We start from the raw sequence: 26,040 nt of genomic DNA, 5'->3' as shown, positions 1-26,040 counted from the left end.
CCGCCAAAAAACTCAGGAGGAGAACGATCCATGACTCTGTTGGATTTCGCACGGGGGCCGGCGATCCATTGGTCCCTCATCATCATGGCGACTGGAACCATTTGGCGTCTGCTCGGCGTTCTGGTGCTGACGCGCGGGGCCGACCTGTCCCGTCCGAGGGATGCCTTCGGCAACTTCAAGGGCTATCGAACCGTTTTCAGTCGCGCCTGGCCGAGCGGCGAATTCACGACCGCGACGCGTTATCAGACGGCCATGGCCTATGTCTTCCACCTCGCCACGCTGGTCGTGGTGATCGGGATCGTCCCGCACATCGAGTTCATCACCCGTTTGACCGGGGCCTCCTGGCCAGGCTTGCCGAATGCCGCCGGAGTCGGGGCTGGAGTCTTGGCCCTCGCGTCTCTGTTCGCGCTCATCGCCCGACGCGTGTCGAAGCCGGCTGTCTATTGCTCCACCTGGGGCGATTATCTCTCTTGGGTCCTGATGGCGGCGCCTCTGGTGACGGGGCTGATGGCGTTCGCCCATCTGGGACCGAGGTACGAAACCATGTTGGCTATTCATATCCTGAGTGCGGCCTTGCTGTTCGCCTGGTTCCCCTTCGGAAAGCTGATGCATGCCTTCTGGTTCGTCTTCTCGCGCGCCCAGAGCGGTGTCGCCTATGCCCACAAGGGGGTCCGCATATGAGCAGCGTCGCCGTGCCGAAACGGATTTTTCCGACCTTCGATCAGGTCTTCCAGGGCTTCGCCTCCCAAATCGGGATGTTGCGCGAGATGGCGCCTCCCCCGAGTCTTCCCGAAACCGTGCGGGTGAGGAGGGCGATCGACACGCTGATCGCGGAGACCAATGCGGACGAGGCCGTGTGGCTGGAGAGCTGTATCCGCTGTGGTCAGTGCACCAACGCCTGTCACTTTTTCCAGGCTACCGGCGAGACCAAATACGCCCCGCTACGCAAGATGAATCTCTATCGGCGGGTCTACCAGCGTGAACTGGGTCCCTTTCGCTGGTGGTATCGGTTGGTGCTGAGTCCGATCAAGCTGAGCGACCTCGAAGAGCTGCAGGAGTTGGTCTACGACTCGTGCTCGGAGTGCGGTCGCTGCACCATGGTTTGTCCGATGGGGATCGATATCGCTTCGCTCGTGCATCACCAACGCAGCGCGCTCGTTGCCGCAGAATTGGTGCCGCCGGAGTTGGCGGCTCTGCGCATGGAACAACTGCATCGCGGCACCGTGTTCGGGGCCTCCGCCGAGACATTGAGGCGCGTGGTCGACACCATCCGCGAGCAGGCCGGAATCGAGATTCCGCTGGATCGCGAGCGGGCCGAGGTTATGGTTCTCAGCTCCGCCGTGGATCTGGTCGGCAACTGTCAGGGGCTGCTGGCGACGGGGAAGGTGATGAATCATCTGGGCGTCGACTGGACCCTCTGTAGCGATGGGTTCGAGAGTGCGAACTTTGGACTCTTGTCGGGAGATATGGCGCTGTGGAAAAAGCAGGTCGATCCCATCGTCGCCGCCGCCCGTCGCATTGGTGCCAAGACGCTCGTCATCGCCGAGTGCGGCCACGCCTATCCTGCGCTGCGCTGGAATCCGATGCTCAAGGGCGGCGATCTGCCGTTCGAGATGATGTACATGTCCGAGTTTCTGGGGCGTCAGGCCAAGGCCGGTCGGTTGAAGCTGACTCCGATCGAGGGTCGGATCACCTATCACGATCCCTGCAAGACCGGACGTCGGGGAGGGGCCTTCGATGAGCCGCGCGCCCTTCTCAAGGCCATGGATGCGGATTTCGTGGAGATGCCGGCCAACAGGGAATTCAATTGGTGCTGTGGCGGAGGTGCCGGCATCTTTTTGTTGGAGCGGGCGACACATCTGCGCGACGCTTCGTTCCGGATCAAGATGCAGCAGGTCGATGCCACCGGTGCCGAGACGGTGGTGGTGAGCTGCGCCAGTTGCCGGCTCAATTTCGAGTCCGGTCGCCAGAAGAACCATTGGGGCACGCGGGTGGAGAGTCTGGTCGAGCTGGTCGCCGAGCATCTCGGTGATGAGCCGCACACTGGCAGGGTGATGCCGATTCGAGGAGAGGCTGCATGAGCACAAGGTTAGTGGTCGATCCGGTGACCCGGATCGAGGGTCACCTGCGGATCGAGGCGCAGATGGATGGCAATCTGATCCAAAGCGCCTATTCGTCGGGCACTATGGTGCGCGGCATCGAACTGATCGTGCGCGACCGCGATCCGCGCGACGCCTGGGCCTTCGTTCAGCGCATCTGCGGTGTCTGCACCCTGGTGCACGGATTGGCCGGGGTCCGCGCCGTCGAGGATGCGCTGAAGTATCCCATCCCACCCAATGCGGAGCTGATCCGCAATCTCATGGTGGCTGCTCAGTACGTGCATGACCATGTCATGCACTTCTATCACCTCCATGCGCTTGACTGGGTCGATGTGGTGTCCGCGCTGAGCGCAGATCCCAAGGCGACCTCCGAGCTGGCCCAGTCCATCAGCCGCTATCCCAAGTCGTCACCGGGCTATTTCTCCGACGTCCAGCAGAAACTGAAGGGCTTCGTCGAATCCGGGCAGCTCGGGATTTTCGCCAACGGCTATTGGGGGCATCCGGCCTACAAGCTGCCGCCCGAGGCCAATCTGATGGCCGTCGCCCACTATCTCGAGGCACTCGCCTGGCAGCGCGAGGTCGCGCAGCTCCATGCCATCTTCGGCGGCAAGAACCCGCATCCCAATCTGGTCGTGGGCGGTGTGCCCTGCGCCATCAGTATCGATTCTGGAAGTCAGGCAGGGACGGCGCTCGATATGGCGGGGCTGGAGCGGGTGCGTTCGCTCATCGCCGAGATGCATGCGTTCGTGGAACAGGTCTATCTGCCGGATACGGTCGCGATCGCGGGCTTCTACAAGGATTGGTTTCAGCAGGGCGAGGGTGTGGGCAATTTTATGTGCTACGGCGATTTTCCCGCCAAGGGCTTCGGCGACAGCGGCTCCTATATGGTGCCTGGCGGTGTCATCCTCGATCGCAATCTCGCCGATCTCCACGAGGTCGATCTGAACGCCGAGGATGAGATTCAGGAGTTCGTTTCGCGTTCCTGGTACGACTATGACGCTGGCAGGAACGCGGGGCTGCATCCCTACAGCGGCGAGACTGAGTTCAAGTACACCGGACCCGAGCCGCCGTATCAGCAGCTGGACGTCGGCAACCAGTATTCGTGGCTCAAGTCACCGCGCTGGCGTGGTCGTCCTGTGGAGGTCGGGCCGCTGGCGCGGGTCCTGATGCTTTATGCGACCGGGCATACGCGGACCAAGGAGCTGACGGACGGCATGCTCGCCTCGCTCGATCTGCCGCTTGATGCCCTTTATTCGACGATGGGCAGGACGGCGGCTAGGGCGTTGGAGACCCAGGTCATGGTTGAGGCCATGGATGGCTGGTACGACCAGTTGCTTGCCAACATTCGCGGCGGCGATCTGCGAACCTTCAACGAGACGTTCTGGGATCCCTCGACCTGGCCGTCCAAGGCCAAAGGAGTGGGGCATCTGGAGGCGCCGCGCGGCGCCTTGGGGCATTGGATCGTCATCGAGGATGGACGTACCGCAAACTATCAGGCCGTGGTTCCCAGTACCTGGAATGCGGGTCCGCGTGACGCGAGCGGGCAGCTTGGCCCCTATGAGGCCGCGCTTGAGGGGCATGCCCTGGCCGATGTGGATCGGCCGATCGAGATCTTGCGAACGGTGCACAGCTTCGATCCCTGTATCGCCTGTGCGGTCCATCTGACAGACCCCGATGGGGAGGAGGTGCTGAAGGTTCGCGTTTGCTAACTTGATTCCGTAGTCGGACAGGATGGACGAGCAGTTGCGTGCCTTGCTGGTGGTTCTGGCTGCCGGGGTCATGGATAACATCGAATCAATCTGGAGGACGTTGGAGATGACATCTTTCGACAGGCTCGCAGAGCAACAGATACTCGAGCATCAGGTTCGGCAGCAACGGTTGGCGGAACTCGCCATGTCCCGGCATTCCGGTCGAGATGTGGTGGAGGATACGTCGGGTCGTATCGAGCCGGATTGGCGCCAGACTAGCGTCAACCAGGCCGGGCCGATGGGGGTGTTGGATGTCGTGGCGCAGGATCTGGAGAACTTCGTTGAGCTGTTCGAGCATGCGCCGAGCTGCGATCTAACGGCTGGTTCTCGCGGTCGTAGACCCGGTTTCGAATAATCGTTCGATCCTTGACCTGGCCCTGAGTGGCCAGGCGTCACGGTCTGTTTGACGGGCTGGCGAGACGGGGGCGGGCGCTTCGGCCCTGCTCAAAAAGGCGACGGGATGGTAGGATCACGCCTTTTCTCTCCACCGCCAACAGAGTGATGCATATGGCCTATCAGAAGATACAGATTCCAACCACGGGTGAAAAGATCCAGGTCAATTCCGACTTTTCCCTCAGTGTTCCCGATAAGCCGATCATCCCCTTCATCGAAGGTGACGGCATCGGTATCGATATCACCCCGGTGATGCGTGCGGTGGTCGATGCAGCGGTCGAGAAGTCCTACGGCGGCAAGCGCCAGATCCAGTGGATGGAGATCTATGCCGGCGAGAAATCGACCCGGACCTATGGCGAGGATGTCTGGTTGCCCGAGGAGACCATGGAGGCGGTCAGGGATTTCGTCGTTTCCATCAAGGGGCCGCTCACGACTCCGGTCGGTGGCGGCATTCGCTCGCTCAACGTGGCACTGCGTCAGCAGCTGGATCTCTATGTCTGTCTGCGTCCGGTGCGTTACTTTAGCGGCACTCCCAGCCCGCTGAAAGAGCCCGAGTACACCGATATGGTGATCTTCCGCGAGAACTCGGAGGATATCTACGCCGGCATCGAATGGCAGCAGGGCAGTGCCGAGGCGCAACGCCTGGTCGACTTCCTGCGCAACGAGATGGGCGTCACTAAAATCCGTTTCCCCGAGACCTCCGGTATCGGCATCAAGCCGGTCTCCAAGGACGGCACCGAGCGCTTGGTCCGCAAGGCGATCCAGTATGCGATCGACAACGACCGTCCGTCGGTGACCCTGGTGCACAAGGGCAACATCATGAAGTTCACCGAGGGTGCCTTCAAGGAATGGGGCTATGATCTGGCCAAGTCCGAGTTCGGTGCAGCCGAGATCGATGGCGGCCCCTGGTGCAGCTTCAAGAACCCCAAAACCGGTCGCGAGATCATCGTCAAGGATGTGATCGCCGACGCCTTCCTGCAGCAGATCCTGCTGCGTCCGAAGGAATACTCGGTGATCGCCACGCTCAATCTCAACGGCGACTACATTTCCGATGCCTTGGCGGCGCAGGTCGGCGGAATCGGCATGGCTCCGGGCGCCAACCTGTCCGACTCGGTCGCTATGTTCGAGGCGACCCACGGTACCGCTCCCAAGTATGCGGGCAAGGATCAGGTCAACCCGGCCTCGCTCATCCTCTCGGCCGAGATGATGCTGCGTCACATGGGCTGGACCGAGGCGGCCGATCTCATCATCAAGGGTGTGGAAGGTGCGATCGCGGCCAAGACCGTGACCTATGACCTGCATCGTCTGATGGACGACGCCACCAAGCTGAGCTGTTCTGGATTCGGCGCGGCGGTGATCGGGAAGATGTAAGAAGCCGGCTCTCGCGTCGGGTCCGTTTGTTGGCCTCGGCGCGAGAGCCGTGTCCCGCTTAGATCATGGCCGGGTGGTCCGGCCTGGAATGGATGGTCAGCTGACGCGATGGACGTTGGCCGCGTGCAGCCCCTTCGGCCCCTCGCTCAATTCGAATTCGACCCTCTGTCCCTCCCTGAGTGTTTTGTATCCTTCCATGTCGATCGACGAGAAGTGAACGAAAACGTCCTCTTCGCGTCCATCAGGTTGCACGAAGCCGTAGCCCTTAGCGTTATTGAACCATTTAACGACACCGGTGATCATTGACGCACTCCTCCTAGGGTTGCGGGGCTCTCGTTAGCGGTAATTATTCTTCTTCTGGCGCCATACCTTGAATCCGGCGGCTGACACCACAACTCCGTAGTATAGTGAGTTGATTTCGCTGGTCAAATCGACTGATCGGGCCGTTTGCGAGAAGGTTGCTGGATCTGTTGCTGGGCGCTCGAATCCCGTTTTTACCCGGTTGATTCGTTCGGGTGCACGGTCTCGTTCCGGCTCTTGGGGGAGATCGAAAACCCTGAATCAAATTTGACTAGAATCCGAGATCATGAGCAACGATATACCAGGCGAGGAACGCGACTCTGGACTCACGGTCCAAGAGTCGCGACCCAAGCTACGCCGTCCACCTTTGTTCAAGGTGTTGTTATTGAACGATGATTACACCCCGATGGAATTCGTCGTTCTGGTTCTGGAGATCTTCTTCGCTATGAATCGTGAAAAGGCGACCCAAGTTATGCTGCATGTGCATACGCGTGGCGTCGGTGTCTGCGGTGTATTCACCAAGGATATCGCCGAAACCAAGGTCTCCCAGGTGAACGATTACGCGCGCACCAATCAGCATCCGCTGATGTGTACGATGGAAGAGGCTTGAGGTGTTGCCTGTGGACCGCTGTGCGGAAGCATGACAATGATTTCATAAACCCGGTTTTATAAACCCCCGCTTGGAATTAGGCCGATGCTGAGCAAAGAACTCGAATTTTCGCTAAACCGAGCCTTCAAGGAGGCCCGCGCAAAGCATCACGAATATATGACCGTCGAGCACATGTTGCTGTGCTTGCTGGATAATCCAACCGCAGCTAAGGTGCTGCGCGCCTGTGGTGCGGACTCGGATCGGCTGCGTAAGGAGATTTCCTCCTTCATAGAGGAGACGACACCGCTCATCCCTGAAAGCGAGGAACGGGATACCCAGCCAACGCTTGGGTTCCAGCGGGTCCTGCAGCGCGCGGTCTTTCATGTTCAGTCGGCCGGTAAGAAGGAAGTCACGGGCGCCAATGTTTTGGTCGCGCTGTTTAGCGAACAGGATTCGCAGGCCGTCTATCTGCTCAACCAGCAGGACGTGACGCGTCTGGATGTGGTGAATTTCATCTCGCACGGGATCTCCAAGGTTCCGGGCGAGAGTCAAGAGGATGAGTCGCCCGGCGACGCCGACGAGATTCGCGGTGAAGAGAAGGAGGGCGGCGGTTCTCCGCTCGAGAATTTCGCGACCAATCTGAACGAAATGGCTCGCCAGGGGCGAATCGATCCCCTGATCGGTCGCGCGAAGGAGGTGGAGCGCACCGTCCAGATTCTTTGTCGGCGGCGCAAGAACAATCCCTTGTTCGTCGGTGAGGCCGGTGTCGGCAAGACGGCTATTGCCGAGGGGTTGGCCAAGAAGATCGTCGATGGCGAGGTGCCGGATGTGCTCGCCGACGCGGTGATCTACTCGCTCGATCTGGGCGGTTTGGTCGCTGGCACCAAATATCGCGGCGATTTCGAGAAGCGCCTGAAATCGGTTTTGGCGCAACTCAAGCGCCAACCCCAGGCGATTCTCTTCATCGACGAGATCCATACCATCATCGGTGCGGGCTCGGCGTCCGGCGGTGTCATGGACGCCTCCAATCTCATCAAGCCGGTTCTCGCGTCGGGAGATCTGCGCTGTATCGGGTCTACGACTTATCAGGAGTACCGGGGAATCTTCGAGAAGGATCGGGCCTTGGCGCGGCGTTTCCAAAAGATCGACGTCGAGGAGCCGTCCGTTGAGGAAACGGTCGAGATCCTCAAGGGGCTCAAATCGCGTTTCGAGGGTCACCACCAGGTCAGTTACACCAATCCGGCGCTACGGGCTGCGGCCGAACTGTCCAGTCGTCACATCAATGATCGGCATCTGCCCGATAAGGCGATCGACGTCATCGACGAGGCGGGTGCCTATGTCCAGCTGATGGCGCCCTCGAAGCGCAAGAAGCGGATCGACGTCGCCGATGTGGAGTCCATCGTCGCCAAGATGGCACGTATTCCCTCGAAGCGGGTGTCGGCGTCTGATACGGAATCGCTGAAGAACCTGGATCGCAATCTCAAGATGGTCGTCTATGGCCAGGATCCGGCAATCGATGCGCTGGCGTCGGCGATTCGTATGAATCGCTCCGGTTTGGTCAACGAGGGCAAGCCGATCGGCTCCTTCCTCTTCACGGGACCGACCGGTGTCGGCAAGACGGAGGTGACGCGTCAGTTGGCTCGGATTCTCAGTATGGAGCTGCTGCGCTTCGACATGTCCGAGTATATGGAGCGCCATACGGTCTCGCGGTTGATCGGTGCGCCTCCCGGCTATGTTGGGTTCGATCAGGGCGGTCTGCTGACCGAGCAGGTCAACAAGCACCCTCATTCGGTCCTGCTGCTCGACGAGATCGAGAAGGCGCATCCCGATGTCTTTAACCTGCTCCTGCAGGTCATGGACCACGGGACCTTGACTGACAACAACGGTCGCAAGGCCGATTTCCGCAACGTTGTGCTGGTGATGACCACGAACGCTGGGGCGGAGGAGACCTCGCGTCGCTCGATCGGCTTCACCGAGCAGGATCACTCGACCGATGGCATGGAAGCATTGAAGCGCCACTTCTCGCCCGAGTTCCGCAACCGTCTCGATGCGGTGGTTCAGTTCTCCTCGCTGACGGAGGAGACCATCCATAGCGTTGTCGACAAGTTCGTCTTCGAACTCGAACAGCAGTTGGCGGAGAAGAAGGTTCAGTTGGTGGTCGATGCCGGCGTGCGTCGCTGGTTGGCCGAGAAGGGGTACGATCCCAAGATGGGTGCTCGTCCCATGGCTCGGGTCATTCAGCAGCACATCAAGAAGCCTTTGGCGAACGCGCTTCTGTTCGGAGAGTTGGTCGGAGGGGGCTCCGTGCGCGTTTGCGCGGACGGCGAGGAACTCTCGTTCGAGATCAACGGCGAGGTGTGCGATCTGGTCGGTGCCTGATCTGATGAGTCGTCCCTGCGGGAAGGGCGGCTCGAAGGTGCGTCGCTGGATTTAGTCCAGGCGCTCGAACGATCCGCAAGCGTGCGGAGAGCCGTCCGCCATCTTTCGCGCAGAGAGCGAAGCCGCCATGGATGGCGGTTGCCGACCAAGTCTGTCGCATTCTGGTTTTCGCGCCCTGGGCGAACCGACTCAGCCGAAGCGGCGCGGCGTGTTGAGCCTATCTGGCTCGGTAGACGATGCGGCCTTTGGTCAGGTCATAAGGTGTGAGTTCGACCGTGACCTTGTCGCCGGTGAGGATGCGGATGTAGTGCTTGCGCATCTTTCCGGAAATATGGGCGGTCACGTTGTGGCCGTTTTCCAGCTGAACTCGGAAGACCGTATTCGGCAGGGTCTCGGTGACCGTGCCTTCCATTTGAATGACGTCGTCTTTTGACATAGTGTGTTTTCTAGGTGAACAACTCGGCTATCAAAGCCCACGGATTGTATCACATCGAATTGGCTTCGCGGCATTTCATTCGAGGCCGTTGCCGTTCCGTCTGTGAGCGGCGGGTCGCTTGGTGACACGCCCTTTTTCGTTGCAGAGCGGACGCCATTCCTGCCCATTCCAGGCCTCGACCGGGCGAAAATGTGTCTTGTATGCCATCTTTCTGCTGTCCGAGATACAGTAGCCGAGATACAGATAGGGTAGGCCGACGCGTCGCGTAAGCTCTATTTGGGCAAGTACGGCGAAGGTTCCGGGGGCTCGAGCGGACAGTTCTGGGTCGAAAAAGGTGTAGACGGCGGAGAGGCCTCTCTTCAGTACATCGGTCACGGCGACTCCGACGAGTCTTGCGTCCAGCCGCAGCTCGACGAATCGGGTCTGTCCACCCCATGGGTCGACCAGAAAGCGGCGATAGCTCTCTTCTGTTGCGTCTTCCGCCATGCCCCCATCGGGGTGACGTCTTTCGAGGTAACGTCGATAGAGCGCGAAGTGCTCTGCGTCGAATTCCGCCGGGCGTTCCCGGAGCAGGATTTCGGGGGCGTTTGACTTCCAGTTGCGCCGTTGCGAACGATTCGGTACGAAGCGCTCGACCGGGACTCGCACCGGAACGCACTCGTTGCATCCGTTGCATGCGGGACGGTAGACATGTGTCCCGCTGCGGCGGAATCCCTGATCGATCAGAGCCTGATAGGTTGCGCTGTCGACGCGGATGGTCGGATCGACGAAGAGCGTCCTGGCGAGCCGATCATCGAGATAGGAGCATGGATGGTCTGCGCTCGTGTAAAGCGCGATGTGACGATCCTGTCGAGACCTGTCGTTCTGATTCATCATGACAGCGGACTCATCACGATCCCCGGTTCATCACGATCGCGGGGTTTTTGGTTTGGAATCAGTCGTTTCCAGTGCCGTCGTTGGATCCTCGAAGCCCCCGAACCAGTTGGAATTGAAGCCGGATCGGGGGCAATGTTCTTCGAGCAGCGTTAGGAACTCTTCGCGTGGAATCTCGATCGCCCCCATGCTGACGAGGTGATCGGTTCGCATCTGGCAATCGATGAGGCCAAACCTCCAGTCGGCAAGACGCTTGCATAGATGGACAAGCGCGACCTTGGATGCATCCGTAACGCGACTGAACATGGATTCGCCAAAGAAGGCGCGACCGATCGCGACGCCGTAGAGTCCGCCCACCAGTTCCTTGTCCCGCCATACTTCGACCGAATGGGCAAGCCCGATCGCGTGGAGGCTTTGATAGGCGGCAATCATCTGGGGCAGGAGCCAGGTTCCGCCCTGGTCGTCGCGCGGCTGGGCGCAACCATGGATTACGCCGAAAAAATCGTGATCGAATGAGACGCTGAGATCATGCTTGCGCAGATGTTTTCGAAGGCTGCGGGAGATATGAAGCTGTTTTGGAAAGATGACGGTACGCGGGTCGGGGGACCACCAGAGAATGGGGTCTCCGGCGCTGAACCAGGGGAAGATTCCGCGTCGATAGGCGTTGTGTAGACGTCCGGGGCTCAGGTCTCCGCCCACGGCGAGCAGGCCGTTCGGTTCGAGCAGCGCGACGCGGGGGTCTGGAAACGACTGCCGGTCGTAGGGATCGAGTAGGGCGATCATCGACTATCCGCACCGGGCGAGGAGGCGGGCGGTGTGCGCGATGCTCCATCATGCAGGCGCCCGGTAGGGGCTATGTGTCTGCATTGCGGCGAGATATTCATCCATGCCCCTGGTGTCCTGTTCGAGGAATCGAGCGATGGCCGCTCGGAATCTTGGGTCGGCCACCCAGTGGCCAGACCAGGTTCGGGTTGGCAGGAAGCCTCGGCTGATCTTGTGCTCACCTTGGGCGCCTGGCTCGAAACGGTTCAAGCCCTGTTCGATGCAATATTCGAGGCCCTGATAGTAACAGGCTTCGAAGTGAAGGCTATGGAAATCCTCGGCACATCCCCAATGCCGTCCATAGAGCGAGTGCCTGCCCGCGAGGTTGAATGCCGCCGCGACGATGCGATTTTCCTGGTAGGCGAGCACGAGTAAAAGGTTTTCGCCCATGTCCTGTGCGATGGCCTGGAAAAAGGGGAGCGTTAGCGTTGGGAGGCCTCCTCGCTTGTCGAATGTGTCGCAATAAAGGCGATGGAAGCGATCCCATTCCTCCTCGGTGACGTCGTCGCCTCGAACGCGGCGCAGGCGCAGCCCTGCCTCTGTGACGCGCCGACGCTCGCGTTTGATTTGCTTGCGCTTGGCCGAGGTGAAGGTATCGAGCATCTGGTCGAAATTTTCGTATCCTCGGTTGTCCCAGTGAAACTGGCAGCCGACACGTCGCATGAATCCCTGCGATTCCAGGAGGCTTGCCTCTTCATCCGTATTGAAGAGGCAGTGGGCCGAAGAGACGCCAAGGCGTTCCGCGACCCGGGCCGCACCTTGGATGAGCGCGCAGGCATGTTGCGCGCGTGCCGTGCCCTGTTCGGTGAGAATTCGCGGTCCGGTGGCGGGTGTGTAGGGCGAGGCGATGACAAGCTTGGGGTAGTAGCTCAGTCCGTGCCGATGATAGGCGTCGGCCCAGGACCAATCGAAGACGAATTCGCCGTAGGAGTTGCTCTTGAGGTAGCAAGGTGCAGCGCCGAGCAGGCGTTCGTTCTCGTCCCTGAGCGCTAAGTGCATGGGTAGCCAGCCCAGCTTCTCGCCAACGCACTCGTGATCCTCCATGGCCGCCAGGAATTCGTGGCGCAGGAAGGGGGTGTCCGGGCTTGTGAGTCGATTCCAGTCGCAGGCGGGGATCTCGCGAATCGCTGCGTGGGTCGTCACCCTATAGACGTTTGGCGTGGGTTTGATGATGCCATCCATGGCATCGAGATATGGGCTCTCGGGTCAGCTCCAAGCCGGGCGGACGTCAGATCGCTTCCGTTGCGAGCGCGTCGAGATACTTTTCGGCATCCAGCGCGGCCATGCAGCCGCTTCCAGCCGAGGTGATGGCCTGTCGATAGATCTGATCCATCACGTCGCCAGCCGCGAAGACCCCGGGAATGGATGTGGCGGTGGCGTTCCCCTGGGTGCCGCTTTGGACCCTGATGTAGCCGTTTTCCATGTCGAGCTGTCCGGCGAAGATTTCGGTGTTGGGTTTGTGCCCGATGGCGATGAAGACGCCGTGCAGATCGATGTCTTGGGTGGAGTCGTCCTGAGTGCTCTTGATGCGGATTCCGGTCACGCCGGTCGCATCTCCGAGAACCTCGTCTAGGACATGGCTCCAGGCGATGCGGACGTTGCCATGCTCGACCTTCTCGAACAGCTGCTTCTGCATGATCTTCTCTGCGCGCAAGCTATTGCGTCGATGGACCAGTACGACCTCCGAGGCGATGTTCGAGAGATAGAGTGCCTCCTCGACCGCCGTGTTGCCGCCGCCAATGACGGCGACCTTCTGATTGCGATAGAAAAAGCCGTCGCAGGTCGCGCATGCCGAGACCCCGCGTCCGCGGAATTCCTGCTCTGAAGGAAGGCCGGTGTACATGGCGCTGGCGCCTGTGGCGATGATGAGCGCATCGCAGGTGTAGGTGGCCGAATCGCCCATGAGTTTGAGCGGGCGTCCGCTGAGATCGGTCGCATTGATGTGATCGAAGATGATCTCGGTTTCGAAGCGTTCGGCATGTCGGCGCATCCGGTCCATGAGCTCCGGGCCTTGTACGCCATCCGGGTCGCCTGCCCAGTTGTCCACCTCCGTTGTCGTCATAAGTTGCCCGCCCTGTTCGAGGCCGGTCACCAGAACGGGTTTGAGGTTGGCGCGGGCCGCGTAAACGGCTGCGGTATAGCCGGCCGGCCCTGATCCAAGGATCAGTAGCCGGCAGTGTTTGGTTTCGGGCATGAGATGCACTCCAAGGAGGGGCGGCGAGGACCCGTCTCAGGTTCGCCTGCATGGGTAAGGGGTTGCTGGAAAACGGACGAAAATTTGATTTCTGTCAATCTAATAAATTTAAGGTTTGCGGCTGGTCGCGTAAAGCCTTCGTCGTGACTCGGGCGGCGTGGTGGCGGTCGTCGATGTCGCTGTGTCGCCTGCTTGACATCGGCGTTTTATGTACGTATCTATTTATTTAAAACAGCATATTATGAATCTAACTGTGAGTTGTTTATGAAGGTTTGTGCGCGTCGGCTGTTGGTCTGTTTAGGTGTTGCGTGTGGGCTGTTTCTCGTGTCTGGCTGTTCCAGTGTCGGGGAACTGGAGGGCGACGATACGACGAACCAGCGGGCGGATGTGGTTATGGCGGGGCTGGCTCAGTTGGGGACACCCTATGTCTATGGGGGTGAGACGCCGAAAGAGGGCTTCGATTGCAGCGGGCTGACCTTCTACGCGCATCATGTTGTAGGTTTGAATATCCCTCGAACGGCGAAGGCTCAACGAAAGGCGGCAAAGCCTATTTCCGGCGATCGCCCGCGTCCGGGTGACATGGTTTTTTTCAAGACCGGGCCAGGCGTCTATCATGTTGGATTGATGATCGATCGAGAGCGTTTCGTGCACGCGTCGACGTCGCGTAATCGGGTCCGTATCGCGCGCCTTGGCAATCCATACTGGCGCGCGCGCTACCTCGGCGCGGGAACCTATCTCGACTGATAGGGGTCTGACCCGTCGCGCGATTCACAAAGTGCGTGACTCGCCTTTTTCGAGCTAGTGATGCAAAATGGCCGACGACCTCCGGTTTGAGGCCGGAAGTGTCGAGACTTCAATACTGTGCCTAATCCCTCAGGAGTGACTCAATGTCCGATAAGCCAATCTGCAAGAGCCGTCGCGACGCCGTCAAAGTGATGCTGGGTACCGCCGCAGCGATTCCGATGATCAACTTGGTCGGTGTCGGCACCGCTCGCGCTCAGGCTCCCGCGAATGCCGTGACCCCCGATGACCCGACCGCAGCGGCCCTGAAGTACCATGAGAATGCCGCTGAGTCCGACCGCCTTGCGGCCGCTCGTCCTGGCTTGCCTCCGGCAGAACAGCATTGCGGCAACTGCCAGTTCATGCTTCCGGACGCTGAGGGTGCGACGGATGAATGGAAGGGTTGCCAGTTGTTCCCCGGTAAGCTGATCAACCTGAACGGCTGGTGTGCCTCCTGGACCCTGCGGGCCGGCTGATCGCATCGAATTCGGTCCCTCGGATCGGATACGTGAACGGGGCCACTGGCCCCGTTTTTCTTTGTGTGAGGTCTTTCTCGTCGCATACCGCTCGGTTCTCTTACCATTGATCCATGATCCGCCATGATATTTCTCTATCGGCGAGCACCTCTTGGCTGTTTTGCGTGCGGTGGTTGGGCTGGGTCATGGGGAAGGGTGCGGCCTTGATGTATCCTTGGTTCAGAAGTCCTTAGCAGTATGCGGTGGTGTGTTCATGTCTCCCGAGAGTTCGACCGAATTTGCCAATGCTCGACCCTACGCCTCGCTTGAAGTCGCAGATCTCACCTTGAAATCACGCTTTCGGTCCGCCTTCCTGCGCGGTATCGTCTGGAGCCTGATCGGCATGATCTACGCCCCTTTGTTCATCGGGGTCGTGCTGCTCCTGAAGGGGATGGGGTTTGGCTATTTTTCCTACGTCGTTGCCGCATCGGTTGCTGGTGGCGTGGGCGCGGTTCTTTACGGTGCGCGTGAGCTTGCGCTCATCAGTACTGGAGTGGGCGCGATGGTGGGTGTCGCCATGCTGATTCTGCTCGGGGGGCAGGTGTCGCTCTCGGACGTCGCCTTGGTGGCGGCCATATTGGCGGCAACTGTCGGGCTTACCATCTCCTTCCCTAAGCGCTGTTCGCGTAGCGTCCCTGGCAAGGCGCTGGCTGGTCTCGCGACCGGCGTGGTCGGTGGGGCCGTGCTGGCGATCGCCGAGCCACTTCATCCCGAGCCGTTCCCGATCTTCGCAATTCTCGCCTTTGTGGTGAGCGTTAACGGTATCCTCTATGTCTCGACTGTGCGCTGGTGGGTGACCCTGTCTCGCCGCATTCGGCTCGAATCGCGTTCCTGCTATGTGGTCGAGGCCCTCATCATGGCGGTTCTCGCCGGTGTCGCGGCCGGCAGCGTCTGGATGGTCTCTGGCCCGTTGCTCAGTTTCGGCGATGGGGTGTCGCTGATTGCGAGCGAAACCATGCATCTCGAAATCCAGCAGGCCATTCTGGGTGGTCTATTCGGTGGTGGAACGGCGGGTGTTCTGCTTGAGCTCTTTCGGTTTCGCTGGGTTCACGACCTCTGATATCAGCCGAGCCGTTCCATTTCCGGCGGGATCATTGCGCAGAATGTGTTAGCCTAATCCGCCGGCTTGATGTCGGGCCGACTTTCGTACCGTTTCTCCTTCCTGATCCCTTCCGTTCCATTCATGGCAAGAAGCAAATCCAGTCGACGTTGGCTCGACCGTCACGTCAACGATCCCTACGTCAAGCGCTCCCAGGTGGACGGATATCGTTCGCGCGCGGCCTATAAACTCCTGGAGATCCAGGAGAAGGATCGCGTCCTCTCGCCCGGAATGCGCGTGGTCGATCTGGGCGCGGCACCCGGTAGCTGGTCGCAAATCGCCGTCCAGCTGGTCGGGGCGAAGGGGCGCGTCATCGCCCTTGATATCCTTCCGATGGACCCGCTCGCCGGGGTCGAGATCCTGGAAGGCGATTTTCGCGATGACGCAGTGCTCTCGGAGTTGCGCGTCGCGCTTGGTCAGGACCCGCTGGATCTGGTGCTATCGGATATGGCGCCCAATATCACCGGAACGTCCATTGTCGATCAGAGTCGGAGTATGTACCTCCTTGAACTGGCGCTGGAACTCGCGCGCGAGCAGTTGAAGCCAGGGGGGGCGATGGTCGTCAAGGCCTTTCAAGGCACCGGGTTCGACGCCTATCTGCGCGACTTGCGCGGGAGCTTCCGGCAGGTCGCGAGCCGCAAGCCTAAATCCTCGCGCGCCCAGAGCCGAGAGCTTTATCTGGTCGCAAAAGGCTTTAATCGCTAGTGCGTCGGTGCTAACTTCATTAGATTAACCTGTGCCAGCGTTTTGGGCAGACAACCGTTAGGGGCCAATAAGCCGTGAGTGACATGGCGAAAAATATTCTTCTTTGGGTGGTCATCGCCATTGTGCTGATGTCCGTGTTCAACAATTTCACTACCACCCAATCGACCCCAAGAAGCCTGAATTATTCGGATTTCATCGAGCAGGTGAAGCAGGGTGGCGTCAAAGAGGTCACCATCCAAGGGCGGACGATCGAGGGTGTCAACGAGTCCGGGCGGCGTTTCACGACCTACAGTCCGGGGGACAACGGATTGGTCGGTGATCTGCTGAATCATGGCGTGGTCATCAAGGCCGCACCGCCCGAGAAGCAGTCCGTGCTGCTGCAGATCCTGATCAACTGGTTCCCGCTGCTGATCCTCGTCGGCCTCTGGATTCTCTTCATGCGCCAGATGCAGGGAGGCGCGGGCGGGCGTGGAGCCATGTCGTTTGGCAAGAGCCGCGCGCGCTTGCTGTCCGAGGATCAGATCAAGGTCACCTTCCAGGATGTTGCCGGGGCCGAGGAGGCCAAGGACGAGGTCACCGAGATGGTCGACTTCCTCAAGGATCCCGCCAAGTTCCAGAAGCTCGGCGGCAAGATTCCCAAGGGCGTCCTTATGGTCGGTCCGCCTGGAACCGGTAAAACCTTGCTGGCGCGCGCTATCGCCGGTGAGGCCAAGGTGCCGTTCTTCACCATTTCGGGCTCGGATTTCGTCGAGATGTTCGTCGGTGTCGGCGCCTCGCGGGTTCGAGACATGTTCGAGCAGGCGAAGAAGCATGCGCCCTGCATCATCTTCATCGACGAGATCGATGCGGTCGGACGTCATCGCGGAGCCGGTCTCGGCGGCGGGCACGATGAGCGCGAGCAGACCCTAAACCAATTGCTGGTCGAGATGGACGGCTTCGAGGGCAACGAGGGTGTGATCGTGATCGCCGCCACCAACCGCCCGGACGTTCTGGATCCTGCGCTTTTGCGCCCTGGCCGCTTCGACCGTCAGGTCGTGGTGCCGCTGCCAGACGTGCGCGGACGCGAGCAGATCCTCAAGGTCCATATGCGTAAGATTCCGGCTGCCGAGGACGTCAAGGCGTCGGTCCTGGCGCGCGGAACCCCGGGCTTCTCCGGTGCCGACCTGGCGAATCTGGTCAACGAGGGGGCGCTGTTCGCTGCGCGCGCCAACAAGAAGCTGGTCGACATGGACGACATGGAGAAGGCCAAGGACAAGATCATGATGGGTGCCGAGCGTCGGTCCATGGTGATGTCCGAGGACGAGAAGCGACTGACCGCCTATCACGAGTCGGGTCATGCCATCGTCGGGCGTCTGGTCCCGGATCACGATCCGGTGCACAAGGTCAGCATCATTCCGCGGGGTCGTGCGCTGGGCGTGACGCTGTTCCTGCCCGAGGACGACCGCTTCAGCTACAGCAAGCAACGTCTGGAAAGCAGCGTCTCCAGTCTCTTCGGTGGCCGCGTAGCCGAGGCGCTGATCTTCGGTCCCGACTGTGTGACCACTGGGGCGCAGAACGACATCCATCGCGCCACCGAGATCGCCCGCAACATGGTGACCAAGTGGGGACTGTCCGATCGACTCGGGCCGCTGACCTATAGCGAGGATGAACAGGAGGTGTTCCTCGGTCATTCGGTGACTCAGCACAAGAGCGTGTCGGACGAGACCACTCATGTCATCGACGAGGAGATCCGCGACGTCATCGAGCGCAACTACGAACGGGCTCGGACCTTGCTTGTCGAGAACATCGAAAAGCTCCACGCCATGGCTGAGGCACTGATGAAGTACGAGACCATCGATTCGACCCAGATCGGCGACATCATGGAAGGTCGCGTCCCGCGTCCGCCTCGCGACTGGGAGGACGACGAGCCCAAGCGTCCCGCCGGTTCGTCCGAGGGTAAGGGAGACCTTTCCGGCGGCGATTCTGTCGCGCGTCCTGCTGGAGAGCATTGATCGATGCGTCGCTATTTCGGTACGGATGGCATTCGTGGTTGCGTCGGCGAGGGACATATCACCCCTGATTTCGTGCTCAAGCTCGGCTGGGCGGCCGGGCGGGTGCTCGGCAACGGCAGGGGTAAAATTCTGATCGGAAAGGACACCCGTATTTCGGGCTATATGTTCGAGTCGGCCCTGGAGGCGGGACTGGTGGCGGCAGGCGTCAATATCCGCCTGCTTGGCCCCATGACCACACCGGGCGTTGCCTATCTGACGCGGGCCTTCCGCGCCTCGGCGGGCATCGTCATCACGGCCTCGCACAACCCCTATCAGGATAATGGCATCAAGTTCTTTTCTTCGGACGGCGATAAGCTGCCGGACGAGGTCGAGATGGCGATCGAGGCGGAGTTGGAGTGCCCGTTGCGGACCGTCGAGTCGAGCGCTCTGGGCAAGGCCAAGCGTGTCGAGGATGCCAACGGTCGGTACATCGAGTTCTGCAAGAGCACGATTCCATCGTCGATGAATTTTCGCGGCCTCAAGATCGTCGTCGATTGCGCCAATGGCGCGACCTACAATACGGCCCCCCATGTCCTTGAGGAGTTGGGCGCGAGCGTCGTTTCGATCGGGACCGAACCCGACGGGTTCAACATCAACCGCGATGTCGGTTCGACTGAGCCTGGAGCGCTCTGCAAGGCGGTGGTGGCCGAGGGTGCCGATCTGGGCATCGCCTTCGACGGCGACGGGGACCGCGTGCTCATGGTGGACGCGCGCGGCCGTTTGATCGACGGCGATCGTCTGCTCTATATCATCGCCAAGTCTCGGCTGGCGGCCGAAACCATGCGCGGCGAGGTTGTGGGGACGTTGATGAGCAACCTGGGGCTGGAGCATGCGTTGCGGCGTCTGGGGCTTGGGTTCGCGCGCACCAAGGTTGGTGACCGTTACATCATGGAGCGCCTCAGGGGTTCCGATGGCATTCTGGGTGGAGAGCCCTCCGGGCATATCATCTGCCGCGACCGTACCAGTACCGGTGATGGGATTGTTTCCGCCCTACAGGTCCTGGCCGCGATCAATCGCCTCGAGCTGTCGTTTGAAGACTTGGCGGACGAGGTCGAACTCTATCCGCAGAGGCTCGTCAACGTGCGGCTGGGCGGCAATCGAGAGGTCGTCGGGGCGCCCGCTGTGCTGGATGCGGTTGCGATGGCCGAGCGCGAACTCGGAGAGCGGGGGCGGGTGCTTCTACGTCCCTCGGGCACGGAGCCGCTGGTCAGGGTGATGGTCGAGGGCGTGGATGCCGATCAGGTAGGGCGGCTTGCCGAATGGTTGGCCGATATCGTGCGAGATCAGGTCTCGGACTAGCCGGTTTCGGCATGTCGGGCACCTGAACCCCGCTGGTTTCAGAACAACAAGTTGGTTCGTTAGAAAAATAGTGGCTACCGTCAAGAAAAGTGCGCTGGTGTCTCACTCTGCGTCGCAAATGTTCCATCTCGTCTACGACGTCGGTTCCTATCCTAAATTCCTTCCCTGGTGCAGTAGCACGTCCGTGTTGTCGGAGACCGACGAAAAGATCTGCGGTCAGATCGAGGTCGCCCGCATGGGGATCCGTCAGACCTTCAGTACCTGTAATCGTTTCGAGCGCGACCAATGGATGACACTCGAACTGGTGGATGGCCCGTTCCGCAAGCTCCATGGCTGCTGGACGTTCACCGCCTTGCGTGAGGATGCCTCGAAGGTGGAATTGGAGCTCGAGTTCGAGTTCTCGGGAAAGCTGATCGACAAGGCCTTCGGTAGCGTTTTCAACCAAATCGCCAACACGCTGGTCGATGCCTTTTGCAAACGTGCCGACGAGGTCTACCGGTGAGCGATTATCTGCAGATCTCGATTGCCTACGTTGGTGCTTCGGAGCAGTTCCAGCGCGATCTCGAGGTGCGTGTCGGAACCAGCGTCGAGGAATCGATCGAACAGTCCGGGGTGCTTGCGCGTTTCCCGGAGATCGATCTTGGGGTCAACAAGATCGGTATCTTCGGCAAACTTGCCAAGCTCAATCAGGTCCCTCAGGATGGGGACCGGATCGAGATCTACCGCCCACTGATCGCCGATCCCAAAGCGGCGCGCAAGCAGCGGGCCGCGGATACCAAGGGCGCGGGTAAGACGGCCGCCGCTTGATCCGAATCGTTTCGGCGATTACTGTTCCGGCTCCAGCCCGACGGCCTCGAGTCCACGCGTGATCAGGCCCTTGCGCTCTTTATAATCGGGCACGGTGACCAGTATCTCCGAAGGCTCCTGGGCGGCCTTGCGATTGGGGTCCGGGTGCATATCGCCGGCAATGCGGACCAGGGCGTCATCCTTGAAGTAGAGCGTCAGCGAGCGCTGCTCCATGCTTTGGTGTCCACGTTTGATGGTGTAGACGTAATCCCAGCGGTTGGTGTGGAAGAAATCGGTGAGCAGCGGTGTGCCCAGCAGGAAGGCAACCTGGCGCTTGTTCATCCCGAGTTCGAGCTTGTCGACCATCTGCTCGGTGATGATATTCCCTTGTTGAACCGTCATTTTATAGACGAACGGCAGATCCTCCAGAACCGATGTCTGGTAGTCGTCCGGTTTCTCTTCCCGTGCGCATCCCACGACAGCCAGTGCCGCCAGCCAACCAATCATCGGAAAACTGAATATCTTTCGCATCTTGCTCTGACAACGACTTTGCGATAAACCGCAGCATCATACAGCAGCGCCGGCACCCGTTTACAGGGGGAGCATGGCAAGGTGTGTCGAATTGGGTCAGTCTTGGCTCATTGGCACCTGACGGGGAGATTCAATTGGAAAGCCAGCAGATCAAACAGGCTGGACTCAAGGTGACGGCGCCTCGAGTCAAGATACTGAAAATTCTTGAAAATTGTGGCAAGCGCCATCTGAGTGCAGAGGATGTCTACAAGGAACTTCTGAGCCAGCAGGAGGAAATCGGTTTGGCGACCGTCTATCGCGTGCTCACCCAGTTCGAGAGCGCGGGGCTAGTGTGTCGGCGCCACTTCGAGGGCGGCCAGTCGGTTTTCGAACTCAACCACGGCGATCACCACGATCATCTGGTCTGCATCAAATGCGGCAAGATCGTCGAGTTCGTTGATTCCACGATCGAAAACCGTCAGGCGCGAATCGCCTCCGAGCACAATTTTCGTATCGAGGATCATTCTCTGGTGGTCTACGGTATCTGTTCTGAATGCCAGAAGAAGGCCTGATCCCCTTGCTCTAGGTCAACGCCGACCGAGTGCGGTTTCCCTTGCGTCGCAAGGGATTCCCGCGAGCCGATCGAATGCCGGGATGGCGTTGATCGGCGGCTCCCTTCTTATCCGATCAACTCCTCAACCACTGCGTTGGTCTGCCGCAACCGCTGCTGCGGTTCCGGCATCTGGCGGAAAAACTTGAGCTTGTCGCCACCGTCGAGTTTGAACTCCTTGGGTTTGGTCTGGATCAGTCGGATCAGGTTGGCCGGGTCGATTTTGGGGCTCTCGTCGAACAGGATGCGCCCGCTTGCCGGTCCCGCTTCTATTTTGCGGATACCGTAGGGTTGGACCTTGAGTTTGAGCGCGGTGATGTCGAGCAGGTTCTTGGCCGGCTCTGGCAGCAGTCCGAAACGATCGATCATCTCGACCTGCAATTCCTTCAGCTCCTCCGTGTCCTTGGCGCTGGCGATGCGTTTATACATCACCAGGCGCGCATGCACGTCCGGCAGATAATCGTTCGGCAGTAGGGCCAGGATCCCGAGATCGATCTCGGTGCCGTGATCGAGCGGGCGGTCCAATTCGGGCGCGCGTCCGGCCTTGAGCGCCTGGACCGCGCGTTCCAGCAGGTCCATGTAGAGCGTGAAGCCGATCTCGGCGATCTGGCCGGATTGCTCGTCGCCGAGCAGTTCGCCCGCGCCTCGGATCTCCAGGTCGTGCGTCGCCAGGGTGAAGCCGGCGCCCAGATCCTCCATCGATTCGATCGCCTCCAGCCGCTTCTTGGCGTCGGCCGTCATGGTCTTGGTCGGTGGCGTCACCAGATAGGCGTAGGCACGGTGGTGCGAGCGTCCGACGCGTCCGCGTAGCTGATGCAGCTGCGCCAGGCCCAGCTTGTCGGCCCGGTTGATGATGATGGTGTTGGCGCTCGGGACGTCGATGCCGCTCTCGACGATCGTGGTGCAGACCAGCAGATTGAAGCGCTGATGGTAGAAATCGCGCATCACCCGTTCCAGATCGCGTTCGCGCATCTGTCCGTGCGCCACCTGGACTCGAGCCTCGGGGATCAGTGCCTGGAGCTTCTGCGCCTGATTCTCGATCGTCTCCACCTCGTTGTGGAGGAAATAGACCTGTCCGCCACGCTTGAGTTCGCGTAGCACCGCCTCCTGGAGCAGTGTGTCGTTCCAGGGGCTGACGAAGGTCTTGATGGGATGACGTTCCACCGGTGGGGTGGCGATGATGGAGAGGTCGCGCATGCCGGACAGGGCCATATTGAGCGTGCGCGGGATGGGCGTGGCGGTCAGGGTCAGAACATCGACCTCGCTGCGGAGGTTTTTGAGCTGCTCCTTGTGTCGGACACCGAAGCGGTGTTCCTCGTCGATAATGGCGAGCCCCAGGTTCTTGAACTTGGTGCTCGCCTGCAGCAGCTTGTGGGTCCCCACCACGATATCGATGGTGCCGTTTGCCAGCCCCTCCAAGACCGCCTTTTGTTCCTTGGCGGTGCGGAAGCGCGAGAGGCTTTCGACCCTGATCGGCCAGTCGGCGAAGCGGTCGGAAAAGTTCTCGAAATGCTGTTGGGCGAGCAGGGTCGTTGGCACCAGCACAGCGACCTGGCGTCCGCCGTTGATCGCCATAAAGGTCGCGCGCATGGCGACCTCGGTCTTACCGAAGCCGACGTCGCCGCAGACCACCCGGTCCATCGGCTTGGGCGAGGCCATATCGCTCAGGACCGATTCGATCGCCCGCAGCTGGTCCGGGGTCTCCTCGAAGGCAAAGGCTGCAGCGAAGGAGGCATATTCTTCCCCGCCGTCAGGGCAGGCGACACCCTGTCGTGCCGCTCGGCGCGCATAGATGTCGAGCAGCTCGGCCGCCACGTCGTGGGCCTTCTGGGCGGCCTTGCGCTTGACCTTTTCCCACTGATCGCCGCCCAGTCGGTGCAGTGGCGCGTTTTCGGGCGAGGTGCCCGTGTAGCGCGAGATGAGGTGCAGCGAGCTGACGGGGACGTAGAGTCGATCGCCATTGGCGTATTCCAGCGCGAGGAATTCGGCAGTCATGCCGCCGACATCCAGGGTCTGGAGTCCGAGATAGCGCCCGACGCCGTGCTCCTCATGGACGACTGGCGCGCCCTCGGTCAGCTCGGTGAGGTTGCGGACGATGGCATCGCTGTCGCGCTCGCGGGCACGTCGACGGCGCTCCTGTCGAACGCGCTCGCCATAGAGTTGGGTTTCCGTGACGACGGCGATTCCGCTGTCTTCCAGTAGCAATCCCTGTTCGAGCGGGGCGACCGTGAGGCCGATGGGGATATCGCTCGCGAGGAATGCATTCCATCCGGCGACCTGGCGTGGGCGGATCTCGAAGCCGGCGAGATGCTGGGCCAGCATCTCGCGCCGGCCGGTACTTTCGGCGACGAACAGGGTTCGGCGTTCCGGTGCGGCGATGAAATCCTTCAGCGCCTGGGCTGGTTGAGCCGCGCGCGCCTGGATCGCGAGCGGTGGCAAGAGCCCGGTGGCGAAATTGCCGACACGCGCATAGCCACGGCGTCGCGCGGCGATCTCGTGCGACTGGTAGTTGACGCCGGAGAGGCCGTTGAGTGCCGAGGCGATCTGATCGGGTGCGAGGTAGAGTCCGTTTGGCGCGAGCAAGGGCCGTTCGCGGTCGTGGCGACGCTGTTCATAGCGCTGTTCCACGTTGGCGAAGAAGGCGGCGACCGTTTCCCGCGCGTCCTCGGGTTCGAAGGCCAGCGTCGTGTTCGGCAGGTAGTCGAACAGGGTCGCTGTCTGGTCGAAAAAAAGCGGCAGATAGTATTCGAGGCCGCCGGGCGTTCGGCCCTCGGAGACCTCGCGATAAATGATGCTCGATTGCGGATCGCCCTCGAAGTTCGCCCGATAACGCTGTCTGAAGCCGGCGATGGACTCCTCGTCGAAGGGAAACTCGCGTGCGGGTAGTAGCCGGATGTGCTCGATCCGCTCGCGTGTGCGCTGCGTCTCTGGATCGAAGGTGCGGATGCTTTCCACCTCCAGATCGAAGAGGTCGATGCGCAGCGGTGTCTGGCTGCCCATCGGAAAGACGTCGAGCAGGGATCCGCGCACCGCATATTCGCCGTGCCCCATGACTTGAGAGACACAAGAGTAGCCGGCTCGGCCCAGACGCTGACGCATGGCGTCGAGGTCCAGTCGGTCTCCGACCTTGAGTACCAGCGACTGACGCTCGACATAGTCTCGTGGTGGAAGGCGTTGCATCAGGGTGCCGACCGGGACGATCAGTACGCCCCGGGTGAGCGCCGGTAGCTGGTGCAACGTCAGTAGCCGTTCGGAAATCAGTTCGGGGAGCGGCGAGAAGACATCGTAGGGCAGCGTTTCCCAGTCGGGAAAACCGAGGATGGGGAGATCCGTATCGGCGAGGAAGAATCTCAGCTCTTCGCGCAGCCGTACGGCGGCCTGGACGTCTTGGGCGATAACCAGCGCCAACCCCGCGTGTTCCTGCGCGGCTCGGGCGATCGCCAGTCCGGGAGAGGCGCCATAGAGGCGTCCCCATAGCAGACGCTCGCCGAGTCGGTCGGGTCGCGGTGGAGTGAGTGCTGAACAGCGATGGGGCGGGCTGTCCGGATAGGCCGAAGCCTCCGGATGCGTCTTGTCCTCCGGGTGCATGGACGGCAATACCTCAAGTCGTCTAATGGGTGGGATTCTCGCATACCGGGGGCGGACGTGCAGTGTGGCCGCTCGTCCGAACGGCGGCGTAGCTGAGGTTCGACGATGCCGGGCGACGTTCGTTCCTTGCGATGTACGCCGGCCGCCATTCGGGCACGTTGAACGCAATGTGGGTGGGAATTTTCGGTTATGATCGGCGTCCCTAATTCAATGGGGTTCGTGGGAACCCTCATTGCTCCTGTGCTGCTTTGGGCCTATAACTCAGCGGCTGAGGGTTGCAAGCATCGTTCGCCAGCCTGATGTCATTCCCGGTTTATTCCGCGCTCGATCGATCGGTGCCGGATCCTCGGCGCTCGTCGTCGAATGGACCCGGTCAACTGGCTGCGGGCGATGCAAGCGAGTTAGAGTGCGTGCTTCCTGGCGCCTTTCTGGCGCCGGGCGTCTTTGATCATCTAGGGGGCTGGGACCGCGCGGCCCCTTTCAATTCAGAACCAACAGCGACTTCAGGGCGCAGCCAATGGCCAAAACGATACTTACAGTGGACGATTCTCCGTCAATCCGTCAGATGGTGTCCTTCACCTTGAAGGGGGCCGGGTACTCGGTGACGGAGGCGGTTGACGGCCAAGATGGCCTGGACAAGGCCCGTGCCGGAAATTTCAACCTCATCTTCACCGATCAGAACATGCCACGTCTGGACGGTCTCAGCCTCATCAAGCAATTGCGTGGGCTCCCGCAATACCGCTCCGTGCCGATTCTGATGTTGACCACCGAATCGAGCGACACCATGAAGAGCCAAGGTCGCGCTGCGGGCGCTACCGGCTGGCTGGTCAAGCCCTTTGATCCGCAGAAGCTGCTTGAGGTCGTCCGCAAGGTTATTGGCTGATCGGGTTGCGGCAACACCCCCGGGGGAACGG

At 60.5% G+C, this 26,040-nt stretch carries 25 protein-coding genes; 17 read left to right on the top strand and 8 right to left on the bottom strand.

Going from position 1 to position 26,040, the window contains the following annotated elements; all coding sequences use genetic code 11:
- Positions 1–30: 30 nt before the first annotated feature.
- The 5 genes from THIDRDRAFT_RS01575 to icd all read left to right on the top strand — a co-directional run bounded on the left by THIDRDRAFT_RS01575 (position 31) and on the right by icd (position 5,611).
- Positions 31–681: a hypothetical protein gene (locus THIDRDRAFT_RS01575; protein ID WP_007039029.1), complete on the top strand. Its 651-nt coding sequence runs from the start codon at positions 31–33 to the stop codon at positions 679–681.
- Positions 678–2,081: a (Fe-S)-binding protein gene (locus THIDRDRAFT_RS01570; protein WP_007039028.1), complete on the top strand. Its 1,404-nt coding sequence runs from the start codon at positions 678–680 to the stop codon at positions 2,079–2,081. The genes THIDRDRAFT_RS01575 and THIDRDRAFT_RS01570 overlap by 4 nt, the downstream gene beginning before the upstream one ends.
- The gene (locus THIDRDRAFT_RS01565) at positions 2,078–3,808 is read left to right on the top strand and encodes a nickel-dependent hydrogenase large subunit (RefSeq protein ID WP_007039027.1); all 1,731 of its coding nucleotides are present in this window, start codon (positions 2,078–2,080) and stop codon (positions 3,806–3,808) included. Before THIDRDRAFT_RS01570 ends, THIDRDRAFT_RS01565 begins: the two co-directional genes overlap by 4 nt.
- Before the next feature lie 106 nt (positions 3,809–3,914).
- Positions 3,915–4,202 (top strand): hypothetical protein, encoded by a 288-nt coding sequence (locus THIDRDRAFT_RS01560; RefSeq protein WP_139058583.1) that lies wholly within the window; start codon positions 3,915–3,917, stop codon positions 4,200–4,202.
- A 152-nt stretch (positions 4,203–4,354) separates the two neighbouring features.
- Positions 4,355–5,611 carry an NADP-dependent isocitrate dehydrogenase gene (gene icd, locus THIDRDRAFT_RS01555; protein WP_007039025.1) on the top strand — a complete coding sequence of 419 codons (1,257 nt, stop codon included), beginning with the start codon at positions 4,355–4,357 and terminating at the stop codon, positions 5,609–5,611.
- A 96-nt stretch (positions 5,612–5,707) separates the two neighbouring features.
- Here icd and THIDRDRAFT_RS01550 read toward each other — a convergent pair whose 3' ends face one another.
- On the bottom strand, positions 5,708–5,914 hold the full coding sequence (locus tag THIDRDRAFT_RS01550) for a cold-shock protein (protein WP_007039024.1): 207 nt from the start codon (positions 5,912–5,914) through the stop codon (positions 5,708–5,710).
- A gap of 283 nt (positions 5,915–6,197) precedes the next feature.
- Here THIDRDRAFT_RS01550 and clpS point away from each other — a divergent pair, with 283 nt between their 5' ends.
- Positions 6,198–6,521, top strand: a complete 324-nt coding sequence (clpS, locus tag THIDRDRAFT_RS01545) for an ATP-dependent Clp protease adapter ClpS (RefSeq protein WP_007039023.1) — start codon at positions 6,198–6,200, stop codon at positions 6,519–6,521.
- 84 nt (positions 6,522–6,605) lie between these two features.
- Complete coding sequence (clpA, locus tag THIDRDRAFT_RS01540) at positions 6,606–8,879, top strand: ATP-dependent Clp protease ATP-binding subunit ClpA (protein ID WP_007039022.1); 2,274 nt, start codon at positions 6,606–6,608, stop codon at positions 8,877–8,879.
- A 217-nt stretch (positions 8,880–9,096) separates the two neighbouring features.
- Here the strand turns inward: clpA and infA are convergent, their stop codons facing one another.
- From infA to trxB, 5 genes are all read right to left on the bottom strand, one after another.
- Positions 9,097–9,315, bottom strand: coding sequence for a translation initiation factor IF-1 (gene infA, locus THIDRDRAFT_RS01535; RefSeq protein ID WP_007039021.1), 219 nt, complete (start codon positions 9,313–9,315; stop codon positions 9,097–9,099).
- Between the two features lie 75 nt (positions 9,316–9,390).
- Complete coding sequence (locus tag THIDRDRAFT_RS01530) at positions 9,391–10,188, bottom strand: arginyltransferase (protein WP_050984626.1); 798 nt, start codon at positions 10,186–10,188, stop codon at positions 9,391–9,393.
- Positions 10,189–10,221: 33 nt separating this feature from the next.
- A complete protein-coding gene (gene aat, locus THIDRDRAFT_RS01525; protein ID WP_007039019.1) occupies positions 10,222–10,971 on the bottom strand; it encodes a leucyl/phenylalanyl-tRNA--protein transferase in 750 nt (249 codons plus the stop codon).
- A gap of 48 nt (positions 10,972–11,019) precedes the next feature.
- Positions 11,020–12,192 (bottom strand): GNAT family N-acetyltransferase, encoded by a 1,173-nt coding sequence (locus tag THIDRDRAFT_RS01520; RefSeq protein ID WP_007039018.1) that lies wholly within the window; start codon positions 12,190–12,192, stop codon positions 11,020–11,022.
- 46 nt (positions 12,193–12,238) lie between these two features.
- Positions 12,239–13,204: a thioredoxin-disulfide reductase gene (gene trxB / locus THIDRDRAFT_RS01515; protein ID WP_007039017.1), complete on the bottom strand. Its 966-nt coding sequence runs from the start codon at positions 13,202–13,204 to the stop codon at positions 12,239–12,241.
- Positions 13,205–13,468: 264 nt separating this feature from the next.
- Between trxB and THIDRDRAFT_RS01510 the strand changes: the two genes are divergently transcribed.
- From THIDRDRAFT_RS01510 to THIDRDRAFT_RS01475, 8 genes are all read left to right on the top strand, one after another.
- A complete protein-coding gene (locus THIDRDRAFT_RS01510) occupies positions 13,469–13,948 on the top strand; it encodes a C40 family peptidase (protein ID WP_007039016.1) in 480 nt (159 codons plus the stop codon).
- A gap of 143 nt (positions 13,949–14,091) precedes the next feature.
- On the top strand, positions 14,092–14,460 hold the full coding sequence (locus THIDRDRAFT_RS01505) for a high-potential iron-sulfur protein (protein ID WP_007039015.1): 369 nt from the start codon (positions 14,092–14,094) through the stop codon (positions 14,458–14,460).
- A gap of 325 nt (positions 14,461–14,785) precedes the next feature.
- Entirely contained in the window at positions 14,786–15,559 is a 774-nt protein-coding gene (locus THIDRDRAFT_RS01500) for a hypothetical protein (protein ID WP_245535758.1), read from the top strand.
- Between the two features lie 123 nt (positions 15,560–15,682).
- Entirely contained in the window at positions 15,683–16,303 is a 621-nt protein-coding gene (gene rlmE / locus THIDRDRAFT_RS01495; protein WP_007039013.1) for a 23S rRNA (uridine(2552)-2'-O)-methyltransferase RlmE, read from the top strand.
- Positions 16,304–16,386: 83 nt separating this feature from the next.
- The gene (gene ftsH, locus THIDRDRAFT_RS01490; RefSeq protein WP_007039012.1) at positions 16,387–18,294 is read left to right on the top strand and encodes an ATP-dependent zinc metalloprotease FtsH; all 1,908 of its coding nucleotides are present in this window, start codon (positions 16,387–16,389) and stop codon (positions 18,292–18,294) included.
- A gap of 3 nt (positions 18,295–18,297) precedes the next feature.
- Entirely contained in the window at positions 18,298–19,632 is a 1,335-nt protein-coding gene (glmM, locus tag THIDRDRAFT_RS01485) for a phosphoglucosamine mutase (RefSeq protein WP_007039011.1), read from the top strand.
- A 70-nt stretch (positions 19,633–19,702) separates the two neighbouring features.
- The gene (locus tag THIDRDRAFT_RS01480) at positions 19,703–20,134 is read left to right on the top strand and encodes an SRPBCC family protein (protein WP_040843617.1); all 432 of its coding nucleotides are present in this window, start codon (positions 19,703–19,705) and stop codon (positions 20,132–20,134) included.
- Positions 20,131–20,439 carry an RnfH family protein gene (locus THIDRDRAFT_RS01475; protein ID WP_007039009.1) on the top strand — a complete coding sequence of 103 codons (309 nt, stop codon included), beginning with the start codon at positions 20,131–20,133 and terminating at the stop codon, positions 20,437–20,439. Before THIDRDRAFT_RS01480 ends, THIDRDRAFT_RS01475 begins: the two co-directional genes overlap by 4 nt.
- Positions 20,440–20,457: 18 nt before the next feature.
- Here the strand turns inward: THIDRDRAFT_RS01475 and THIDRDRAFT_RS01470 are convergent, their stop codons facing one another.
- A complete protein-coding gene (locus THIDRDRAFT_RS01470) occupies positions 20,458–20,925 on the bottom strand; it encodes an outer membrane protein assembly factor BamE (protein WP_007039008.1) in 468 nt (155 codons plus the stop codon).
- Between the two features lie 158 nt (positions 20,926–21,083).
- On the opposite strand from THIDRDRAFT_RS01470, the gene fur reads away from it, so the two are divergent.
- Positions 21,084–21,500 (top strand): ferric iron uptake transcriptional regulator, encoded by a 417-nt coding sequence (fur, locus tag THIDRDRAFT_RS01465; RefSeq protein ID WP_007039007.1) that lies wholly within the window; start codon positions 21,084–21,086, stop codon positions 21,498–21,500.
- Between the two features lie 107 nt (positions 21,501–21,607).
- Here the strand turns inward: fur and mfd are convergent, their stop codons facing one another.
- The gene (gene mfd, locus THIDRDRAFT_RS01460) at positions 21,608–25,126 is read right to left on the bottom strand and encodes a transcription-repair coupling factor (RefSeq protein ID WP_007039006.1); all 3,519 of its coding nucleotides are present in this window, start codon (positions 25,124–25,126) and stop codon (positions 21,608–21,610) included.
- A 517-nt stretch (positions 25,127–25,643) separates the two neighbouring features.
- Between mfd and THIDRDRAFT_RS01455 the strand changes: the two genes are divergently transcribed.
- Positions 25,644–26,009, top strand: a complete 366-nt coding sequence (locus THIDRDRAFT_RS01455; RefSeq protein ID WP_007039005.1) for a response regulator — start codon at positions 25,644–25,646, stop codon at positions 26,007–26,009.
- Positions 26,010–26,040 lie beyond the last annotated feature (31 nt).

Source organism: Thiorhodococcus drewsii AZ1 (assembly GCF_000224065.1).
GTDB classification, from domain to species: Bacteria; Pseudomonadota; Gammaproteobacteria; order Chromatiales; family Chromatiaceae; genus Imhoffiella; species Imhoffiella drewsii.
This window is presented reverse-complemented; position numbering and strand designations above follow the sequence as displayed.

Bases quoted from the DNA above. Each gene is read 5' to 3' on its own strand.
- THIDRDRAFT_RS01575 (WP_007039029.1), top strand. From the start codon at position 31: ATGACTCTGTTGGATTTCGCACGGGGGCCGGCGATCCATTGGTCCCTC.
- THIDRDRAFT_RS01570 (WP_007039028.1), top strand. From the start codon at position 678: ATGAGCAGCGTCGCCGTGCCGAAACGGATTTTTCCGACCTTCGATCAG.
- THIDRDRAFT_RS01565 (WP_007039027.1), top strand. From the start codon at position 2,078: ATGAGCACAAGGTTAGTGGTCGATCCGGTGACCCGGATCGAGGGTCAC.
- THIDRDRAFT_RS01560 (WP_139058583.1), top strand. From the start codon at position 3,915: ATGACATCTTTCGACAGGCTCGCAGAGCAACAGATACTCGAGCATCAG.
- icd (WP_007039025.1), top strand. From the start codon at position 4,355: ATGGCCTATCAGAAGATACAGATTCCAACCACGGGTGAAAAGATCCAG.
- THIDRDRAFT_RS01550 (WP_007039024.1), bottom strand. From the start codon at position 5,914: ATGATCACCGGTGTCGTTAAATGGTTCAATAACGCTAAGGGCTACGGC.
- clpS (WP_007039023.1), top strand. From the start codon at position 6,198: ATGAGCAACGATATACCAGGCGAGGAACGCGACTCTGGACTCACGGTC.
- clpA (WP_007039022.1), top strand. From the start codon at position 6,606: ATGCTGAGCAAAGAACTCGAATTTTCGCTAAACCGAGCCTTCAAGGAG.
- infA (WP_007039021.1), bottom strand. From the start codon at position 9,315: ATGTCAAAAGACGACGTCATTCAAATGGAAGGCACGGTCACCGAGACC.
- THIDRDRAFT_RS01530 (WP_050984626.1), bottom strand. From the start codon at position 10,188: ATGAATCAGAACGACAGGTCTCGACAGGATCGTCACATCGCGCTTTAC.
- aat (WP_007039019.1), bottom strand. From the start codon at position 10,971: ATGATCGCCCTACTCGATCCCTACGACCGGCAGTCGTTTCCAGACCCC.
- THIDRDRAFT_RS01520 (WP_007039018.1), bottom strand. From the start codon at position 12,192: ATGGATGGCATCATCAAACCCACGCCAAACGTCTATAGGGTGACGACC.
- trxB (WP_007039017.1), bottom strand. From the start codon at position 13,204: ATGCCCGAAACCAAACACTGCCGGCTACTGATCCTTGGATCAGGGCCG.
- THIDRDRAFT_RS01510 (WP_007039016.1), top strand. From the start codon at position 13,469: ATGAAGGTTTGTGCGCGTCGGCTGTTGGTCTGTTTAGGTGTTGCGTGT.
- THIDRDRAFT_RS01505 (WP_007039015.1), top strand. From the start codon at position 14,092: ATGTCCGATAAGCCAATCTGCAAGAGCCGTCGCGACGCCGTCAAAGTG.
- rlmE (WP_007039013.1), top strand. From the start codon at position 15,683: ATGGCAAGAAGCAAATCCAGTCGACGTTGGCTCGACCGTCACGTCAAC.
- ftsH (WP_007039012.1), top strand. From the start codon at position 16,387: ATGGCGAAAAATATTCTTCTTTGGGTGGTCATCGCCATTGTGCTGATG.
- glmM (WP_007039011.1), top strand. From the start codon at position 18,298: ATGCGTCGCTATTTCGGTACGGATGGCATTCGTGGTTGCGTCGGCGAG.
- THIDRDRAFT_RS01470 (WP_007039008.1), bottom strand. From the start codon at position 20,925: ATGATTGGTTGGCTGGCGGCACTGGCTGTCGTGGGATGCGCACGGGAA.
- mfd (WP_007039006.1), bottom strand. From the start codon at position 25,126: ATGCACCCGGAGGACAAGACGCATCCGGAGGCTTCGGCCTATCCGGAC.
- THIDRDRAFT_RS01455 (WP_007039005.1), top strand. From the start codon at position 25,644: ATGGCCAAAACGATACTTACAGTGGACGATTCTCCGTCAATCCGTCAG.